The 18,842-nt window shown below is 68.1% G+C and carries 15 protein-coding genes; 5 read left to right on the forward strand and 10 right to left on the reverse strand.

Annotation, left to right across the window (positions count from 1 at the left end):
- Positions 1-82: 82 nt before the first annotated feature.
- Complete coding sequence (locus OXN85_14545; protein ID MCY3601183.1) at positions 83-1,321, forward strand: TlpA disulfide reductase family protein; 1,239 nt, start codon at positions 83-85, stop codon at positions 1,319-1,321.
- 39 nt (positions 1,322-1,360) lie between these two features.
- Here the strand turns inward: OXN85_14545 and OXN85_14550 are convergent, their stop codons facing one another.
- A complete protein-coding gene (locus tag OXN85_14550) occupies positions 1,361-2,785 on the reverse strand; it encodes a cytochrome-c peroxidase (protein ID MCY3601184.1) in 1,425 nt (474 codons plus the stop codon).
- A 37-nt stretch (positions 2,786-2,822) separates the two neighbouring features.
- The gene (locus OXN85_14555) at positions 2,823-3,317 is read right to left on the reverse strand and encodes a hypothetical protein (protein MCY3601185.1); all 495 of its coding nucleotides are present in this window, start codon (positions 3,315-3,317) and stop codon (positions 2,823-2,825) included.
- A 136-nt stretch (positions 3,318-3,453) separates the two neighbouring features.
- On the opposite strand from OXN85_14555, the gene OXN85_14560 reads away from it, so the two are divergent.
- The gene (locus OXN85_14560) at positions 3,454-4,275 is read left to right on the forward strand and encodes a TauD/TfdA family dioxygenase (GenBank protein ID MCY3601186.1); all 822 of its coding nucleotides are present in this window, start codon (positions 3,454-3,456) and stop codon (positions 4,273-4,275) included.
- Positions 4,276-4,302: 27 nt separating this feature from the next.
- On the opposite strand, the gene OXN85_14565 is transcribed toward OXN85_14560, so the two are convergent.
- Positions 4,303-5,550: an ATP-binding protein gene (locus tag OXN85_14565; GenBank protein ID MCY3601187.1), complete on the reverse strand. Its 1,248-nt coding sequence runs from the start codon at positions 5,548-5,550 to the stop codon at positions 4,303-4,305.
- Between the two features lie 195 nt (positions 5,551-5,745).
- On the opposite strand from OXN85_14565, the gene OXN85_14570 reads away from it, so the two are divergent.
- Positions 5,746-7,095 carry an amidohydrolase family protein gene (locus OXN85_14570; protein ID MCY3601188.1) on the forward strand — a complete coding sequence of 450 codons (1,350 nt, stop codon included), beginning with the start codon at positions 5,746-5,748 and terminating at the stop codon, positions 7,093-7,095.
- Here the strand turns inward: OXN85_14570 and OXN85_14575 are convergent.
- The 4 genes from OXN85_14575 to OXN85_14590 form a co-directional block, all read right to left on the reverse strand.
- Positions 7,092-8,345, reverse strand: a complete 1,254-nt coding sequence (locus OXN85_14575) for an AMP-binding protein (GenBank protein ID MCY3601189.1) — start codon at positions 8,343-8,345, stop codon at positions 7,092-7,094. The genes OXN85_14570 and OXN85_14575 overlap by 4 nt on opposite strands.
- Entirely contained in the window at positions 8,342-9,133 is a 792-nt protein-coding gene (locus tag OXN85_14580; GenBank protein ID MCY3601190.1) for an ABC transporter ATP-binding protein, read from the reverse strand. The genes OXN85_14575 and OXN85_14580 overlap by 4 nt, the downstream gene beginning before the upstream one ends.
- 14 nt (positions 9,134-9,147) lie before the next feature.
- Positions 9,148-10,350: an ABC transporter substrate-binding protein gene (locus OXN85_14585; GenBank protein ID MCY3601191.1), complete on the reverse strand. Its 1,203-nt coding sequence runs from the start codon at positions 10,348-10,350 to the stop codon at positions 9,148-9,150.
- Positions 10,351-10,503: 153 nt separating this feature from the next.
- Positions 10,504-10,932 carry a hypothetical protein gene (locus OXN85_14590; protein MCY3601192.1) on the reverse strand — a complete coding sequence of 143 codons (429 nt, stop codon included), beginning with the start codon at positions 10,930-10,932 and terminating at the stop codon, positions 10,504-10,506.
- A 331-nt stretch (positions 10,933-11,263) separates the two neighbouring features.
- On the opposite strand from OXN85_14590, the gene OXN85_14595 reads away from it, so the two are divergent.
- Both OXN85_14595 and OXN85_14600 read left to right on the forward strand, forming a co-directional pair.
- A complete protein-coding gene (locus OXN85_14595; protein MCY3601193.1) occupies positions 11,264-15,256 on the forward strand; it encodes an Ig-like domain-containing protein in 3,993 nt (1,330 codons plus the stop codon).
- A gap of 149 nt (positions 15,257-15,405) precedes the next feature.
- A complete protein-coding gene (locus tag OXN85_14600) occupies positions 15,406-16,515 on the forward strand; it encodes a lipase family protein (protein ID MCY3601194.1) in 1,110 nt (369 codons plus the stop codon).
- Here the strand turns inward: OXN85_14600 and OXN85_14605 are convergent.
- From OXN85_14605 to OXN85_14615, 3 genes are all read right to left on the reverse strand, one after another.
- Positions 16,512-16,889: a hypothetical protein gene (locus tag OXN85_14605; protein MCY3601195.1), complete on the reverse strand. Its 378-nt coding sequence runs from the start codon at positions 16,887-16,889 to the stop codon at positions 16,512-16,514. The genes OXN85_14600 and OXN85_14605 overlap by 4 nt on opposite strands.
- Before the next feature lie 148 nt (positions 16,890-17,037).
- Entirely contained in the window at positions 17,038-18,099 is a 1,062-nt protein-coding gene (locus OXN85_14610; GenBank protein MCY3601196.1) for a branched-chain amino acid ABC transporter permease, read from the reverse strand.
- Positions 18,100-18,108: 9 nt separating this feature from the next.
- A partial coding sequence (locus OXN85_14615) for a branched-chain amino acid ABC transporter permease (protein MCY3601197.1) occupies positions 18,109-18,842 on the reverse strand: 734 nt, incomplete at its 5' end.

Genomic DNA, 18,842 nt, shown 5'->3' on the forward strand with positions numbered 1-18,842 from the left:
GCCGTGGTCCGGAGTTTGCCCCGGGCTGCCGGACGTGACATATGGAATCCAACTTCGGAGCGCCGGGGAGCGGATGGCAAACATGAGGTCACACAGGACGAATCGAGCGTTGCGCGCGGCGGTGGCGGCCGGCGTCGCGGCCGCCCTGTGCCTGTCGTGCGAATCGGCGCCGACGGGCCGGGAGCGGCTCCTCGATGCCGCCGCCGCCATCGAGCGACTTTCGAGCCTCGCGTACGAGTACGCGTACGAGGGGAGCGGCAGCGCCGGGGGGGCCTACACCGGAAGGGTGCGGCTGATCAGGGCCCCCGGCGAGCCCCCGATCTACTGGGCCGAACTTCGGCCGTCCCCGTCATGGACCCCCGCTCCGCAACCGGGCGAACCGTCGCCGGGCGACGCACCCACCGACGCGCCCGGCGAGGCACCCGCGCTCATCGTGTCCGGGGGAGGCGACTACGTCGCGGCCCGTGACGAGGCGCTGGGCCAGTTCCGTCACGGGACGATCTCGGGGGGCTCCGGCCATCTCGTGGCCAACGCGCCCTTCGCGGTCCTCTCGGCGTTCACCGAACCTCAGCCGTTCCAGGCGGAACTGGCGAGCGACATGGAACTCGTGAGCCGGGAGACGATCGGCGGCGTCCTGTGCGACGTGCTGCGCGGAAGGACGACCGAGTTCGGCCCCGCGCGGGTGTGGTGGCACATCGGAGTCGAGGACCACCTGCCCCGCGCCTTCCGCTGGGAGGCGGATGACGGGAGCGGGGCCGTCGCGTTCGAGATCCGGAGCATGCTCGTCGATCCGACGATCACGGCCGACCAACTCGCGATCCGCGTGGACCTTCTCGGTCCCGAGGGCGGCGAGGTCATCGATGAGGACGCGCGGCGGATCGAACCGGGCGTTCCGGCGCCCGACTGGACGATCGAAACGGATGCAGGCTCGCCCCTCCGCCTCTCGGACCTGCGCGGGGACATCGTCGTGCTGAGTTTCGGGGCGAGTTGGTGCGCTCTGTGCCGGGACCTCGCGGCCGCGTACGCCGCCCTCCCGGAGCAGCGGGCGTCGGAGCGCGTCCGGTTCCTCAACCTCAACGCGTGGGAAAGCCCCGAGGTCGATCCCGGCCCGATCGTGCGGGAATGGGGACTCGACGCGCCTCTTCTCCTGCGCGCGGAGCGCATCGCCTCCGATTACAAGCTCGCCTCGGTTCCGGCGCTGTTCGTGGTGGATGCCGCCGGAGATCTGGCGCTCGTCCGGAACCCGACGCTCGCGGATCCCGAGGCTCAGGCCGGCGAACTCGAGCGGACGCTCCGGACGCTTCTCGACGCGGACCGCTGACCGCCCGACCGCACCGGGGCTGTCGCCACAGCCTGCTCCCTACTTGTCGATCGGCAGTCCGCTGGGCACGGACGCCGGCGCCAGGTGCGACAGGTCGCGCGCCGCGTCGTCCGTCAGCGACTCGAGGAAGGCGACGAGGTCGTCCGCTTCCGCGTCGTCGAAGATGATCGGGATCAGGACCGTGTCCCGCGTCGCGAGGATCTCGTCGAAGTTGTTGAGCAGCGTACTCCGCAGTTCGGGATCCACCTGCGATACGTCATAGTCCCGGAGCCGGCTGTCGATGCTGTCGTAGTGGACCACGATCGCCTTCAGCGTGGCGAATTGACCGGCGTGGCCGTACGGCCCCGTGAGTTCGACGTTCCGCATCGGCGGCGTCTTGAAGAGGCGGCGGTGCGCCGGGTCTCCCGTCACGCGCTCGCGGCCGAAGTCGTCGTTCCCGCCCGGCCCGTCGCCCAGCCCGGGTCCGATCTGCGGGATGGCCGCGTTGTGGTGCTCGTTGTTGCGGTCGTCGAACTGGTCGGTCTCGTGACACAGCATGCAGCGGATCGTCATGAAGCTCTTCGCGCCGCGCAGCGCCGAATCGCCGAGCTGGTCGTCGTCCCCCCTCAGGAACCGGTCCCACGGCGTGTCGATGAAGGTGAGTTCGGCCACGTAGAAGCCCGCGATCGCGTTCGCCGCGTGCGCGAAGGACATGTCGTCGAAGGCCGTGCCGGGGTACGCGGCCTCGAACATCTCACGGTATGCCTCGATCTCTCCCAGCCGCGCCATGAGCGCCGCCCACACGCCGGTGAAGTCGTCATCCTCCAGCGCCGCCAGTTCGTTATCCTCGCCGAAGCCGCGCATCTCCTTGCGCCGCAGCACGGGAATCATGGGCTGCGCCGAGAGCGCGCCGAACTCGAACACCGCTTGCATCCCGGGCGTCAGTTGATCCCCGGCCTCGGTCGCGATGGAGCCGTCCTCCGTTTCCTCCACGAATCCATCCCAGAAGAACTGCGTCGAGAGATGGAGGTTGAAGAGCGCGGGCGAGTTGCGCGGGATGAACTCGCCCTCGGGGTGCGTCCGGTTCGGACCCAGTCCCCGTCCCCCGACACCGACCGAGAGCGACCGGCCGTCCCCCATCGCGAAGCTGGGAAGGTGGCACGTCATGCAGGAGATGTCGCGGTTCCCGCCCAGGATCCGGTCGAAGGCCAGGACGCGTCCAAGTTCGACGAGTTCCGGCCGCACGGAGGGCGGCGGCTCGAGGGGGTCGAGGTTCCGGTGGTCCACGAGCAGGCGCACCGTGTCGATGAGCATCGCCCGCACGACCTCGGGAGACGGTGGCGGCGGGGGCGGCGGTTCCGGCGGAGGCGCGGGCGGGACCGGCGGCGGGACCGGCGGCGTGACGGAACCGTCCCCACAGGCGGCGAGGCCCAGCAGGAGTCCCGTGGCCGTGAAGGCGAGCGCCTTGCGAGTGCGATTCAACATGCGGGAGACATATGCACCGGGGTCGCGGAAGCTCCCGTCAGGGGCTTTCCACGATGATTCGCACATCCATCATGTACTCGTGGTAGCGGCAGAAGAACACGTACTCGCCCTCGACCCGGGGACGATAATCCCAGACCGTACCCGGCCGCAGATCGTCGCTGTCCACCGCGTTCGCGCCCTCTGGGACCTTGCTGAACTCCACCCGGTGGATGTTCGTGCCGTTCTGCGTCCACGTGATGACCGCGTGCCGCTTCACCGTCACCTGGGCTTCCTGATCGTGATTTCCGTCGGGATCGACGAACGTGTCGTCCAGGATGTCGAAGTTCGCGTCCGACCCGAACGGTACCTCCACTCTGGGCGGCGGCGGCGGTGGAGGCGGCGGAGGCGGCGGCGGCCCGACGGGCGGGGGCGGCGGTGGTGCAGGCGGAGGAGGCTCGATGGGCGTACCGACCGGGCCCTCGCCCGAACCGCCGCCCCCACAGTTGAGGGCGATGCCCATCGCAAACAGCAGGGCTGGCCAACGACCCTTCATTCAAGACCCTCCTGGGGTACCGCGCCCACAATCCGACCTGAAAAAATGAAACGGCACGCGTGCCTCAGGCAAGCTCCTTCGGCTCGACGGAGGCCCGGCGTTGCTGCGGGGCCCGATCCGTTCAAGATTCGCGGGCATGCGAACCTCACCGGATATCCGGCCCGTGACACCCGTCATCGGCGCCGAGGTCGACGGCCTGGACCTCACCGCCCTCGATGATGACAGTTTCGAGGTCATCCGCGATGCGTTGATGGCGCATTGCGTCCTCTTTTTCCGGGACCAGGACATCTCCGTCGAGAGCCAGAAGGCGCTGGGGGCCCGGTTCGGGGAACTCATCGAACACCCCAACGAGCCGGGCATCGCGGGACATCCGGAGGTGTTCCGGATCCATGCGGACGAGAACTCGGTGCGGGCGACCGGCGAGCGCTGGCACTCGGATGTGTCGTGCGACCCCATGCCGCCGATGGGTTCGATCCTGCGCCTGCACACGGTGCCCGAGAGCGGCGGCGACACCCTGTTCGCGAACATGTACGCCGCGTACGAGGCGCTGTCGGACCGCATGAAGGCGCTGCTCGATGACCTCACGGCGGTCCATGACGGCGGTCCGTACTACCGGGAGGTCAATCGCCTCATCGGGCGCGACGACGGGGGTCGCTCGTACCCGTCGGCGGAACATCCCGTCGTCCGCACGCACCCCGTGACGGGGCGGAAGGCGCTGTTCGTTAACGAGATGTTCACGGTCCGCATCGCGGATCTGCCGCGGGGCGAGAGCATCGGGTTGCTCGACTTCCTCTTCCGGCACGTGCAGCGGCCGGATTTCCACTGCCGCTTCCGCTGGCGCCCGCATTCCGTCGCCTTCTGGGACAACCGCTGCACGCAGCACCACGCGATCTGGGACTACTTCCCCGCCGTGCGCTCCGGCTACCGCGTCACCATCCGCGGCGAACGCCCGATCTGACGAAGCGGGGAACGGAGTGCGGTCGGGCTATCGCGTCCAGAGTTCGCTGAACGGAACGGCCAACATCCGATCTGTGGCGAGCGGCAGGATGTCGCCGCCGTTGTAGAGAACGATTCCGGCCTCGAAGTCATCCCCGCAGAGCGCGGCGAGGCGCCTCAGCCCCTTCCCCGCCGACTGTCCCGGCGTACTCGTCGCTTTCACTTCGACGCCCCAGGTCCGTGACCCGAGCGTGATCACCAGATCCACCTCGCAGCCGTCCTTGTCCCGGTAGTGCCAGAAGCGGAGATCGGGATCCGTCCAGCCTGCCTGCGCCACGAACTGCTGCACCACGAAGGACTCGAGGAGATGTCCCATGCGCTGCCGTTTCGTGAGCCAGTCCCCGGCGGAGAGCTGCGCAAGCGTTGCCGCGAGACCGCTGTCGATCAGATGGGTCTTGGGCGATTTTATCAGTCGTTTTCCGGGATTGCGGTGCCAGGGGAGCAGGCGCCTGACGAGAAAGAGTCGCTCGAGGACGGAGACGTATTCCAAAACCGTTACTCGTTGCAGGCCGAGATCGCGCGCCACGCGGCTGGCGTTGAACAGTTCGCCGTTCCGGACCGCAAGAAGTTCCAGGAGGCGACCGACCTGGTCGGCAGCCCGAACGTTCGAGACATCGAGAACGTCCCGATCCACGATCCCCCGCACGTACTGGCGATGCCACTGCCGTGCGCGGGCCGGCGTTCGCGTCAGAGGCTCCGGGTATCCCCCCGCTGTGAGCCGGGTGGCAAGTGCCGGCGCGGTCGGTCCTGTCCCCGGGCGGAGTGAGGGCTGCAACCGCCCCTCGAGGAAGTCGCGGAGAAAACCACCGGGGCGGCGCTCCTTCTCGGATTCCGAGAGCGGCATGAGGCGCACGACCTCCATGCGGCCCGCCAGTGACTCGGTGACGGAGGGGACCAGCAACAGGTCGGCGGAACCCGTAAGAAGGAAGCGTCCTGGGCGTCGATCCGTATCCACAGCGAGTTTGATCGCCGGGAGGAGCCCGGGCGCCCGCTGTACTTCATCGATGGTCACATCGCGGGGGAGGCTGTCCATGAAGCCCGCAGGATCGGCGGATGCCGCGTCAAGAAACGGAGGATGGTCCAGGCTTACGAACGCCCGCTCCGGCTTCAGGACGCGGGCAAGCGTCGTTTTGCCGCACTGACGAGGACCGGCCAGACACACGACGGGCGTGTCGGACAGGGCCTCGCGCAGAGCGGAGGCCAGCGTACGAGCATAAAGCGCCTGGTTTCGGGACATGAAAAAAAGATAGCGGCCATTTGTCGGTTACGCTACCGTCCAATTGTTGGTTAGAATAGCGTCCAATTGCTGGTTAGGACGTCGGCCATTTGTCGATTTGGCAATGATCGCCTTCCCGGATTCGTACGTTTTTCATACGATGGTTGTTTGCACGTTCTCCGGCGTGCCGCATCAACCATTGGAGGAGTCCGGATCATGCTGAAGCGCACTCCGATTTCGCTCATCGTGCTCGTTGCGGCGGGGCTCCTCGGGGCCTGCGGCGGCGCCGACCCTGACTCCTCACCCGCGGCTGCGACGGAGGCGCCGGCGCTCGCGATCGTCGGGGCGACCGTCATCGACGGCTCGGGCGCCGAACCCGTGCCCGGCGCGACGGTCGTGCTCCGCGACGGGCGCATCGAGTCCGTGGGACCGTCGGCGGAGGTCGAGGTGCCGGCGGACGCCGAGGTCCTGGACGCGGCCGGGAAACACCTCATTCCCGGTCTCATCAACGCACACGGCCACGTGGGTGCGACCCTCGGCCTCGAGGGCGGGCACTACTCGCGGGACAACGTGCTGCGCCAACTCGAACTGTACGCGAGCTACGGCGTCACCACCGTCGTGAGCCTCGGCGGCGACGAGCCCGCCGGCGTCGAGGTGCGCGAAGAACAGGACGTGCCGTCGCTCGACCGGGCCCGGCTCTATGTGGCGGGCGCCGTGGTGGCGGGGATCACGCCGGGGGCCGCGCTCGAGATGGTGAACGGGAACGCGGCGATGGGGGCCGACTTCATCAAGATCCGGGTCGACGACAACCTCGGGAGCACGTACAAGATGACGCCGGACGTGTACGGGGCGGTGATCGAGGGGGCGCACGAACTCGGGCTTCCGGTCGCGGCGCACCTGTTCTACCTCGAGGACGCCCACGGGCTGCTCGACGCCGGGGTCGACTTCATCGTGCACAGCGTCCGCGACCGGGACGTGGACGACGCGCTCGCCACACGGCTCGTCGAAGCCGATGTCTGCTACTCGCCGACGCTCACGCGCGAAGTCTCGACCTTCGTGTACGAGAGCGAGCCCGAGTTCTTCTCGGATCCCTTCTTCCTCGCCTCCGCGGAGCCGGCGGTGCTCGAAGCGCTGCGCGCCCCCGAGAGCATGGTGCGGTACCGCGAGAGCGAGTCGGCCCAGCGCTACAAGCAGGCGCTCGCGCAGGCCCAGGAGAATCTCGGCGCGCTGTCCGATGCCGGCGTCACGATCGCCATGGGCACCGACACCGGCCCGCCCGCGCGCTTCCAGGGCTACTTCGAGCACATGGAACTCGCGCTCATGGCGGAGTCCGGCATGTCGCCGATGGAGATCCTCGTCGCCTCCACGGGCGACGCGGCGCGCTGCGCGGGACTCGAGGACGTCGGCACGATCGAGGCCGGCAACTGGGCGGATCTCATCCTCCTCAACGCGGATCCGCTGGAGGGCGTCGAGAACCTGCGCGCGATCGAATCCGTCTGGATCGCCGGCAACCAGGTGCCTTCCGTCTCCGGCGAACCCCGGCTAACTCCGGCCAACTCCAGCTAACTTCGGCTCCGTTCGCGGAGGTCGACGATCGCAGGGGCGTCGTCGGGGATCGTTCCCGGCTCGACGGCGCGGACTTCCACGCGGAGCCGGGTCGCTTCCCTGAGGCGGGCGGCGACTGCGTCGAGATCGGGCGGCCCGTGGCCCGCGGGCTCGACGGAGACGACGAGGATGTCGCGATGCTCCTCCTCGGTGACCGACCCCTGGTAGCGCCGGACGCCGGGGGCGCCTTTGAGCGCCTCCGCCAGTTGCCGGGGATGGACGAACATGCCGCGCACCTTCACGCCCTCGCCGGTTCGGCCCAGGAAGCCCGCCAGCCGGGGGGAGGTGCGTCCGCAGTCGCACCCGTCGGGGCGGAACGTCGACAGGTCGCCCGTGCCGAAGCGGACGAGCGGGTAGACCGGGTTGGGGCTCGTGACGACGACCTCGCCGGGCTTGCCGGGCGCGCACGGCGCGCGCGTACCAGGGTCCAGCACTTCGACGACGACGCCCGGCGCGATGTGCCAGCCGTCCTTCGCGTCGCACTCGTAGCCGATGGCCCCGGCGTCGGCGGTCCCGTACGCCTGAAAGACCGAGACTCCGTGGCCTTCCTGAAGCAACCTGCGGAGATCGGGAGGCAGGGGCGCGCCACTGACCAGCGCGCGACGGAACGTGGCCGAGATCCCGTCCTCCCTCCCCCGCTCCAGGAGGGCGAGGAGGAACTGCGGCGTCCCCACGTAGCCGGCGGCGCCGATCTGTGACGCGAAGGCGGCCTGGGCCGACGTGTTCCCCACCCCGCCCGCCACGACCACGCACCCCACGGCGCGCAACCCCGCATCCATCATGTGACCGCCCGGGGTCAGATGATACGAGAACGTGTTGAGCACCACGTCGCCGCGCTCGAACCCCGCCGCGCGGAACGCCGGGGCCATGCGCCAGTAGTCCGCCCGCTGGCCCTCGGGGTCGTTGATCGGGCCGGGGGAGCGGTGGATGCGCCGGAGGACGCCGACATCCACGCCGAGCATCCCGCCGAAGGGCGGCTGGGCGGCCTGCAGGTCCGGCAGGTCGTCCTTGGCCAGGACCGCCACCTCCCGCAGCCCCGCCACGCCGCGCGGCTCGGGGTGGGCGACCCCGGCCGCCCGCAGGCGCACTCCGGCTTCCCCGCTGCGCTCGAGCGCCAGGCGGACGGCCCGGTCCGCCAGCGCATCCTGCGCCGCGTCCCAGTCGGGCGGCGCTTCCGCGGCGTCCAGGGGACGACGCCCCACCGTGCTCACGACAGCCACCGCTTGCGGCGGCGATAGTGCTTCACGTCGCGATACGAGCGCCGCCCGATCTCGCTCAGGCCCAGGTAGAACTCGCGCACGTCCTCGTTGTCTCCCAGTTCCTCCGCGGAACCCTCCAGCACCACGCGGCCCGACTCCATGACGTACCCGTAGTCCGCGACGGAGAGGGCGAGGCGCGCGTTCTGCTCGACGAGAAGGATGGTCGTGCCCTCCTCCTCGGTGATCCGCCGGATGATTCCGAAGATCTCCCGCACGAGAATCGGCGCGAGCCCCAGCGACGGTTCATCGAGCAGCATGAGCCGCGGGCGGGCCATGAGCGCGCGCCCGAGCGCGAGCATCTGCTGCTCGCCGCCCGACAGGTAGCCCGCCGACTGGCGCTTCCGCTCCGCCAGCCGCGGAAAGTACCCGTAGACGCGCTCGAGGTCCGCTGGCACCCCGCCACGGTCCCGGCGCGTGTGCGCCCCCGCGAGCAGGTTCTCGTGCACCGTGAGGTGCTCGAACACGTGTCGCCCCTCGACGACCTGGAAGATGCCCCGGCGCACGATGCGATCGGCGGGGAGGTTGTGAATCTCGTGTCCGTCGAAGCGGATCGATCCGTCCGTGACCTCGCCGTCCTCGACCTTGAGCAGGCCCGAAATCGCCTTGAGCGTCGTCGTCTTGCCGGCCCCGTTCGAGCCGAGGAGCGCGACGATGTGCCCCTCCGGCACCTCGAGCGACAGTCCGCGCAGGACGAGGATCACGTCGTCGTAGAGGACCTCGACGCTGTTGAGTTCGAGCAGAGCGCTCACCGAGCTCAAGGGGCTGTGAGGACGTCCGTCAGCGGGATCCACCTTCCGTCTTCGGCGCGGAAGAGCCGGAGCCCCTTCGACCCCCGGTGGTCGCTCGGCGTGAAGGTGAGCGGCGGCCCGGCGCCGCCCGTGTCGAGCCCGTCGATCGTCTCCAGCGCCTGCTTGATGTTCTCTCCGGTCGGTTCCTGTCCCGCATCGAGCACCCGCCGGATCCCCTCGACGAACACCGCCATCGTCCACCACCCCTGCGTGAACGCGTTCGTCTTCCCGGCGTAGTCCTCGCCCCGGGATTCGAGGTAGCCGCGGATGTCCCGGACCCCCGGCACATCGTCCGTGAGCGGCGCCCAGGGGATCGCGCCGACCACCCCTTCGGCGGCGTCCTCCGCCAGTCGCCACAGGAGCGCGTTGGCGCACCAGTTCAGGCACACGAAGGTGGCGTCGATCCCCAACCCCTGCGCGTTCCGCAGGGCGACGGCCGCCGGCGCGGAGGTGTTCTGGAACACCACGTACGTCGCGCCCGACCGGCCGATGCGGGAGAACTCCGCCGTGTAGTCGGTCGCGCCGCGCGGCATCTCGTAGGGCGTGACGTCGACGCCGATCTCCCGCGCGTAGTCCTCCCCCCCCTGCACCCAGGGCGACAGGCCGAACGGGCTCGCGTTGTGCATGAACGCGACGCGCGCGTTCCCTTCCCCGCCGTTCGCCCGGTGGTCCTCCGCGATCCAGCGCAGGACGATCCGGAACTGGTCGCTGTAGCTCGTCGCCACGAGGAAGTTGTAGGGCGATTCGTGCGCGTCTCCGAGCACATGGGAGAGCGACGCCGACGAGAACGGGATGCGGTCCTCGGCGATCCTCAGCCGGAGCGCCTCCGTGTCGCCCGTCCCCCAGCCCATGAAAATGAGCGCGCCCTCCTGCACGAACTGCGTGTAGAGCTGCTCGGCCCGGTCGACCTGGTAGCCGTAGTCCTGGTAGATGAGCCGGACCGGGCGTCCCCCGACGCCGCCCCGCGCGTTGAGCCACTCGACGTGCCCCTGCACCCCCTCGGCGTAGTCGAGCCCCACGTCGGCCGTAGGACCCGTGAGGTCGAAGATGGCCGCGATCAGGATCTCGTTCTCCGCCCTCTCCCCCGAGCCCCCGCACGCGGCGAGCGCGACGGACAGGATGAGACCGCGCGCGGCGGCGGCCGTGAATGCGAATCGAGTGGCGCGCATATCCGGAGACCTCGTGATGTCGTGAAGTTCTGTCGACTTCGGAGCGAATCGGCGACCCTTTGCGCGACGGTGCGCCAAGGGCTGCACGTAAAGACAGTCTTTCACGTTACGCCACGGTTTGGACAGACCATCGGGCCCGACGGCGTCGGGTGTCTACTGAGATGGCGGGTCGGGCCGGTCCCGTTCGCGGATGAGGTCGGCAAGTTCCCGTATTTCTTCGCGTAGACCGCCGATCTCCTCACGCATCTCGGCGCGCAGATCGCCGATCTCTTCGCGCATCTCCTCGCGCAGATCGCGCACTTCCGTCTCGAGGCCGGTCACACGCGCATCCAAACCGGAGACGCTCGCGACGAGTTGCACCTGCGTTTCTCCGAGCGTCACCGTCTGGTTCCACACAAGCGTGAAGGCCGCCATCACGACGGTGAGCGCGATCGTCAGCGAGAGTCCCAGGCTCCAGCGCGTGATCGTGATGCCATCGGCGGCTCCCGACGGTTGAACGCGGGCGCGGGACCGGCGGTCGTCGACGCGCGACCCACCGGCATCCGCTCCGGTTCGGGGTCCTTGCGCATTCGGCTTGGGCATGGACGGCTCCTCGGACGTTGATCTCAAACTAGCGGTTCGGGTTACCGCACCAAAGTCGCAAGGGAGATCAACGGAGCGTCAACGTGGCTGCCCAGGTCCGGGAGTCGATCAGCGGCCCTCACCGCTGCAGTACGCGAAGGGCCAGACGTAGAAGTAGTCTTTCACGTTGCGCCACAGTTTGGACAGGCCTGCGGTCCCGAACATCGACCCCCGCACGCCGCGCAGGAGGGCCGCCACGCGCAGGCGTCTACCCCCCGATTCTGGGAGGTTACAACTCCCGTTTCCCGCCTTACGTTGCTTGCCGAACACCCACTGCGGAGGCTCCCGGAAGATGGTCAGACAGGGGTTGCGGCGCAGGCGCGCTCTCGGTGGCCGGGGACGGCTGAGGGCGGGCTTCACGCTCCCGGCCGCGGCCGTCGCCGGGATCGCCGCGCTGGTCCTTTCTTGCGGCGACGACGGCGTGGGGCCGACGCCGCCACCCCCACCGCCGCCGCCTCCTCCTCCCGCTCCCGTCGCCACGACCGTAACGGTCAACCCCCGTTCGGTTTCGTTTACCGCCCTCGGGGAGACGGCCCGCTTCACCGCGGAGGTGCGCGATCAGAACGGGCAGGTGATGGCGGGGGCCGCGGTCGCGTGGACGAGCAGCGACGCCTCGGTCGCGACGGTGGACGCCTCCGGCGAAGTCACGGCGGCGGGGAACGGCACCGCCACGATCACGGCAACGGCGGGATCGGCGTCGGGGAGCGCGGCCGTGACCGTGGCGTCGGACGCGGGCGACGATGACCGCGCCGCGCTGGAGGTGCTGTACCGGCGTACGGGCGGCCCCCGCTGGATCCGCGGGGCCAACTGGCTCACCGACGCGCCGCTCGATACCTGGCACGGCGTCGTGGTTGTCCAGGGGCGGGTGACGGAGTTGACCCTGCGCGACAACGGTCTGGAGGGCTCTGTCCCGCCCCAACTCGGGAACCTCTCCCGGCTCGAACACCTGGACCTCTCCGAGAACGACCTGTCCGGCCCGGTCCCGCCGGAACTCGGGCGGCTCTCCCGCCTGGAGCGACTGGACTTCTACGACACCAACGTGACGGGCCGGATTCCGCCCGAACTCGGCAACCTCGCGAACCTAGCGATCCTGTCGCTCGACGAGAACAACCTGACGGGCTCCGTACCGAGATCGTTCCTCAAGCTCGATGCGTTGAGGACCTTCAGGATCGAGGGGAACGACGGTCTTTGCGTACCCGGCGCCAGGGATTTCGTGACTTGGTGGCGATCCATCGACCGTACGGGGGGCCCGCTCTGCAGCGCGGCGGACGCTGCCGCGCTGGAAGCCCTCCATGAAGCAGCCGGCGGCGCGGGATGGACGAACTCCGGCGGCTGGCTCGAGGGAGAAACGGTCGGTGAGTGGTACGGCGTCACCGCCGACTCCATCGGCCGGGTGGCGGCTCTCGACCTTCGCCGCAACGGGCTGACCGGTCGGCTTCCGGGACAGTTGGGCGACTTGACGGCGATGACCCGGCTGAGACTGGACGGGAACGCGCTCTCCGGGTCATTGCCTCTGTCGTTGACGGCCGTCCCCCTCGAGGAGTTCCGGTACGCGGATACGGAATTGTGCGTTCCGGCCGACGCGGCGTTCCGTGAATGGCTGAGCGGCATCGCGACGCACGACACCGGGACGGAGTGCGGCCCCCTGTCGGAGCGCGACATTCTCGCCCGGCTGTACGATGCCGCAGGTGGGCGGAGCTGGAGGAACGACGACAACTGGCTGACCCGGGCTCCACTCTCGGACTGGTACGGCGTTGAGACAGTCGACGGGCAGGTGTCCGCGCTGCGGCTGAGTGAGAATGGGCTTGCAGGCATAATCCCGGCCGAACTCGGAAGTCTTGCCGGCCTGCAAGTGCTCGAGTTGGCCGACAACGATCTTGCGGGCCGGCTGCCCGCGACGCTTGGACGTCTTCGTGGTTTGCGGAGCTTGGCCCTTCGCGGCAACCGACTGACGGGCCGCGTCCCGGTCGAACTCGGGAGCCTGTTCGGTCTGGAGCGGCTGGATCTGGCGGTTAACGCTCTGACAGGTCCGATCCCGGCGGAATTGGGGAACCTCTCGAACCTCCGCGACCTGGATCTGACTTCCAATTCGTTATCCGGTCCGATCCCGGACGCGTTGGGGGGCCTTTCCAGCCTGCAAACGCTGTATCTCGGTGACAACCGTTTGTCGGGCCGGATCCCGGACGCGCTGGGGCGTCTTTCCCGCCTGGAGTCGCTGTATCTTGCGCGCAGCCGTCTGTCAGGCCCGATCCCGGCCGAGCTCGGCAATCTCTCGCGTCTGTTGTATCTGTATCTCGACGGCAACGCGCTATCGGGTCCGATCCCCGCCGAACTCGGCAACCTGTCGAGCTTGAACCAGTTGCACCTTCAAGCCAATGCCCTGTCCGGAGAGATCCCGGCCGAACTCGGGAACCTCCCGCGCCTGTCCGACCTGTATCTCCACGACAACGCGCTATCGGGTCCGATCCCCGCCGAACTCGGCAACCTTCGGAACCTGAACCGGCTGTACCTCCGCGCCAACAATCTTGCGGGTTCTCTCCCGCCCGAACTCGGGAACCTCTCGCGCCTTGCCGAACTTTCGGTCGCACTCAACGACCTGACGGGTTCGATACCAGCGGAATTCAGCGGCATGGTCGAGTTGGAGCGGCTCAACGTGGCGCACAACCCCGGGCTGTCCGGACCCCTGCCGGTCGACTTGACGGCCCTTCGAAGCCTGCAGGACTTCCAGGCCGCCGGAACGGATCTCTGCGCACCGGCCGGAGCCGACTTCCAGAGCTGGCTCAACGAAATCGGGAATCGCTGGGTGGCCACGTGCGCCGAAGTGGAGGGATCGGTCGCGTATCTGACGCAGGCCGTGCAGTCGCTCGGTTTCCCCGTCCCCCTGGTGGCCGGTGAAGCCGCGCTGCTCAGGGTGTTCGTAACCGCGCCGGCCGCCGCCGGAGAGCGCATCCCGCCGGTGCGGGCGCGTTTCTTTCAGGACGGCTCGGAAACGTACGTGGCGGACATTCCGCAGCAGTCGGCCGCCATCCCGAGGAACATCGATGAAGGCTCGCTGCTCGCGTCCGCGAACGTCGAGATCCCCGCGTCGGTGGTCGTGCCCGGGCTCGAGATGGTCGTCGAAATAGACCCGGACGGAACGCTGGATCCCGGCCTCGGCGTACAACGGAGGATTCCCGAGACGGGCCGTACGGCGGTCGACGTGCGAACCCCGCCCGTCCTCGATCTCACGGTGATACCGTTCCTGTGGTCGGTGGCCCCGGATCGTTCGATCGTGGACCTCACGGCCAACCTGAGTGCGGACCACGACATCTTCCTCAATACTCGTACGCTGCTACCGGTCGGCGACCTCCAGGTCTCGGTGCACGAACCTGTGACGACCGACAGAAACCGCGCCTTCGACCTGGTCGATGTGACGGAGATGATTCGGGTCCTCGAGGGCGCCACCGGCCACTACATGGGCATGATGACGGGCGAGTTGGGAAGCAGCTTCATCGGCGCCGCGCTGGAGCCGGGCAGATCTTCTTTCGCGATCTGGCGAACGGATGTCGTGGCCCACGAACTCGGGCACAACATGAGTCTCGCCCACGCGCCGTGCGGCGGCGCCGGGAGGCCCGACCCGGCGTTTCCGCAGCGCGACGGTTCGATCGGCGACTGGGGGTACGACTTCGTCACCGGTCGATTGGTCCCGCCGACCGCGCCGGACTTCATGTCCTACTGCGGTCCCCCCGACTGGACGGGCAGCTTTCATTTCACCAAGGCGCTGCGCTTCCGGAGTTTCGACGACAGTGGCGCGGCCGCCGCCGTGGCGGGACCGGCCAGGTCGCTGCTGTTGTGGGGCGGCGTCGATTCCGCGGGGACACCGTTTCTGGAACCCGCCTTCGTGGTCGACGCGCCACCCGTGGCGCCGCGCGCCGCTGGCGACCACCAGCTTACCGGCTGGGCTGCGGACGGGCGCGAGTTGTTCTCGCTCAGCTTCGCCATGCCCGAAGTGGCGGACGGCGAGGGAGCGGGAAGTTTCGTCTTCGCCCTGCCCGTGAGGGCTGGCTGGGCCGCCGCCCTGGCGAGCATCGCGCTGTCCGGCCCCGGAGGCTCGGCCACGCTGGACGGAGCGACGGACCGCCCCATGGCCATCCTGCGCGACCCCCGGACCGGGCAGGTGCGCGCATTCCTGTCGGATCTCCCGGCCGCGGCCCGGACGGCGGACGCCGTGGCGCAGACCATCGGGCAGGGGCTGGAAGTGCTGTTCAGCCGAGGCATTCCCCCCGCGGATGCTTGGAGACCGTGAACCCGCACTGAGATTGAGAGGGCCATCGACTCGTCCACATTCGCCCGTATATCTTGTTCCGCCCGATAGGGACTATCCCGACTCCTGGTCGAGCGCTGAACGACGGGGCTTGAACATCGCCTGACGGAGAAGACAGGAGGCTTGAGGCTATGACCAGCATCGACCGTGATTTCGGTGATCTTGCCGTTATGCGCGTGCCCGTCAAGCGAGCTGCCTACAGCCGTCGCACCGCGTGGACAATGGCGATCCTGGCCGAACTCGCCTACACGCCGTTCGACGAGGAGTCCGAGCAGCACATTCTGGATCTCGCGGAGGAACTTGCGACGCTGACGGACCGCGAAAGGATCGCCGATCGGTTGGTAAAGTTTCGGAAGACGCTCCGCGGATTCGATGGCGCGCCGGAAGCAGAGCGCAGGAATCAGAAGCTTCGGGCGGCGCTTGCCTGCGGCGGATTCCAATTGGTGGGTTCGGTCCTGTACGATCCCGGGACGGACACGCAGGGGTTCGTCGCGGCGCGGCGCGACGACGAAGGCACCGGTATGGCAGTGATCTGCTTTCGCGGCACCACCCGGATCCGAGACTGGATGACGAATCTGGATATCGCGCCGCGGTCGATCGAGAACCCGAGGACTGGCGCGCCCATCGGCAACATGCATAAGGGGTTCCACAACGCCTACCGCTCCGTGCACGACCAGATCGGCGAGCGCCTCAAAGGTCTCGAGGACCTGCCGCTCTATATCACGGGCCACTCCCTGGGCGGAGCGCTCGCCGTCGTCGCGACCTGGTATCAGAGTTCGCAACGCCTGGCTGCCTGCTACACGTTCGGCGCGCCCCGCGTGGGAGACCAGGGCTTGATCGACCGGTTCAAGACGCCGATCTACCGGATCGTAAACGGTCCGGATCCGGTCTCGTTAGTGCCACCGGCTGGCTTCGGACTCGAGATCGTCAAAGCCATATTCCGTGTTCTGGGAGTCTTCCTGCCGTTTTGGGGATGGGCAGCGTGGGTCACGGACAAGCTCATTCGCAATCAGCGGTTCCGGCACTACGGATACATGCGATATCTGACGGTGGCGAAACCCGGACCGGACGGGAGTTACCCGGGGCTTCGACTGGAGTTCGCTTTATCTACGCCCGATCGCCTGGCCCGGTTCATCAGGCTGCGAACATCGGGAACGGGAGACCGCATCGACAAGTACCATGACATTGCCCGATACCGAAACAAGCTGCGCGCTCATGCGCTGAGGGCGAACCCGCCTTAGGGCCGGCGCGACGTTCCTGTCTTCGTCTCGTCGGTGGCACCTGCTTCGCGCCGACTACGGGACCCGAACCAGAACCCGATTATTGGGCCGATAACCGCAACGACATAAGAAAAGACGTCCTTCGCCTGGTCATATTGAGCCATAAATAGAAAGGAGATGATCAAAACCCCGGCCATCAATGCGAAGGTCCACGCCATTATGTGCGTGACGATGGGCTGAACCATCTCTCTCCGGAATACTGTTTCAAAACCAGTCCTCTTGCCGGATTCCGGGGGTGCGGTCAATCGAAGGACCAACTGACCTAACCCGATGACCAGAACCAGGATCAGGCCTGAAATCAAGAGGGGCCACCATTCGCCGAGCCATCCTGACATTCGTCCGTCTCCTCGTCAAACCTTGGAGCAATAGTCGTTGGCGCTCCCAAGATGTGACGTGAATCTTTTCATGGCAAGTCGTCGCGTAAGCGGCTATAACGCTTACACTCCAGCATTCCCCGCTGCGAAGCCTGGAGCGCGAAAGACCTCAGCGGCCTTCGCCGCGGCGGTAGGCGAAAGGCCAGACGTAGAAGTAGTCCTTCACGTTGCGCCACAGTTTGGACAGGCCCTCGGGCTCGAACACCAGGAAGAGGATGATGACGAGCCCGAACGCCGCCTGCTGCACGCTGGGCAGGAGGGCCGCGACCGCCGGCGCCGACTGTTGCAGTTCCCGTCCCGCCGTCGCGATCATGGCCGGGAGGAGGGTGATGAGCGCCGCCCCGAACAGCGAGCCGCGGATCGTCCCCAGTCCTCCCACGATGATCATGGCGAGGTAAAGGACGCTGGTCTCGAGCGTGAAGCGCTCCCACGAGATGATGTTGCGGTAGTACGCGGTGAGGGCGCCGGCGAGCCCCACGAAGAACGACGAGGTCGCGAAGGCCAGGAGCTTGGTCCCGAACACGTTCACGCCGATGACGCTCGCGGCGATGTCCTGGTCGCGGACGGCGACGAAGGAGCGGCCGATGCGGGAGCGGAAGAGGTTCGCGGTGAAGAGCGCCGTGGCGCCGGCCAGGGCGATGCCGAGCCAGTAGAAGCCGAAGTCCGTGTTCAGGCGCTGGCCGAACAGCCGCGGGGCCGGGACGACGACCGCTTCGACGCCTCCGGTGAGCGCGGGCCAGTGCGTGACGACCCATTCGACGATCTCCTGGGCGGCCAGCGTGGAGATCGCCAGGTAGAGCCCCTTGAGCCGCAGCGAGGGGAGGCCGAAGAAGACCCCCACCGCCGCCGTCGCGAAGCAGGCGGCCACGATGCTCACGCCCCAGGGCAGGCCCAGCCTCAGCGTGAGGAGCGCGGAGGTGTACGCCCCGACGGCCATGAAGGCGCCCTGCCCCAGCGAGACCTGCCCGGTGTAGCCGACGAGGATGTTCAGCCCCAGCGCGCCGATCGTGGCGATCGCGATCTGGTTCGCGAGGTTGAGCCAGTAGGGCGACGCGAGGAACGGGAAGACGAGGAGCGCCGCCGCGAACAGGCCGAGCCGGATGCGCTCCGCCGGCACGCGCCGGAGCCCCATGTCCGTTCGATAGTCCGTGTGAAAGACGCCGCTCTCCACGCAGTGCTCCTATACGCGCTCGATGATTTCTTTGCCGAAGAGTCCGTACGGACGGACCATGAGGACGATGATCAGCACGATGTACGGGACGATGAGGTTGAGCCCGTGGCCGATGTAGCCGCCCGCGTAGAACTCCAGTAGCCCGATGATCGCGCCCCCGACGACGGCCCCGCGGATCGAGTCGAGCCCGCCCAGGATCACGACCGGGAAGACGCGCAGGCCGATCTGCGCGACGTTCGGGGTCACGCCCACGATGTTGCCGAGCATGATCCCGCCGATGGCGGCCGTCGCCGCAGCCAGCGCCCACGCGGTCGCGAACACCCGCGGGATGCTGATCCCCATGCTGAGGGCGGCCTGCTGGTCGTCCGCGATGGCCCGCATGGCGATTCCGCTCCGCGTGCGCCGGAAGAAGAGGGCGAGTCCCGCAAGCAGCGCGAGCGCCAGCGGGATCGCCACCAGGCGGTCGGCGCTCACGACGGCCGATCCCAGCATCACCTCGCCCTCGGGCAGGAAGGACGGGAAGGTGCGCGGCTGCGGTCCCCAGATCGCGTGCACGATCGCACGCAGGACGCTCGAGAGGCCGATCGTGACCATGATCATCGAGATGATGGGCTCGCCGATCAGCGGCCGGAGCACGGTGCGCTCGACCGCGACGCCGATCCCCGCCGCCACGAGCATCGTCAGCAGGACGCCCGCCGTCCACGGGAGCCCGATCTGGACGAGGGAGAAGAAGATGAGATAGG

The organism is Candidatus Palauibacter australiensis, assembly GCA_026705295.1.
In the GTDB taxonomy this organism is placed as follows: Bacteria; Gemmatimonadota; Gemmatimonadetes; order Palauibacterales; family Palauibacteraceae; genus Palauibacter; species Palauibacter australiensis.

What these genes read in the sequence shown, in the direction of transcription:
- OXN85_14545 (MCY3601183.1), top strand. Translation starts at nt 83, where the DNA reads ATGAGGTCACACAGGACGAATCGAGCGTTGCGCGCGGCGGTGGCGGCC.
- OXN85_14550 (MCY3601184.1), bottom strand. Translation starts at nt 2,785, where the DNA reads ATGTTGAATCGCACTCGCAAGGCGCTCGCCTTCACGGCCACGGGACTC.
- OXN85_14555 (MCY3601185.1), bottom strand. Translation starts at nt 3,317, where the DNA reads ATGAAGGGTCGTTGGCCAGCCCTGCTGTTTGCGATGGGCATCGCCCTC.
- OXN85_14560 (MCY3601186.1), top strand. Translation starts at nt 3,454, where the DNA reads ATGCGAACCTCACCGGATATCCGGCCCGTGACACCCGTCATCGGCGCC.
- OXN85_14565 (MCY3601187.1), bottom strand. Translation starts at nt 5,550, where the DNA reads ATGTCCCGAAACCAGGCGCTTTATGCTCGTACGCTGGCCTCCGCTCTG.
- OXN85_14570 (MCY3601188.1), top strand. Translation starts at nt 5,746, where the DNA reads ATGCTGAAGCGCACTCCGATTTCGCTCATCGTGCTCGTTGCGGCGGGG.
- OXN85_14585 (MCY3601191.1), bottom strand. Translation starts at nt 10,350, where the DNA reads ATGCGCGCCACTCGATTCGCATTCACGGCCGCCGCCGCGCGCGGTCTC.
- OXN85_14590 (MCY3601192.1), bottom strand. Translation starts at nt 10,932, where the DNA reads ATGCCCAAGCCGAATGCGCAAGGACCCCGAACCGGAGCGGATGCCGGT.
- OXN85_14595 (MCY3601193.1), top strand. Translation starts at nt 11,264, where the DNA reads ATGGTCAGACAGGGGTTGCGGCGCAGGCGCGCTCTCGGTGGCCGGGGA.
- OXN85_14600 (MCY3601194.1), top strand. Translation starts at nt 15,406, where the DNA reads ATGACCAGCATCGACCGTGATTTCGGTGATCTTGCCGTTATGCGCGTG.
- OXN85_14605 (MCY3601195.1), bottom strand. Translation starts at nt 16,889, where the DNA reads ATGTCAGGATGGCTCGGCGAATGGTGGCCCCTCTTGATTTCAGGCCTG.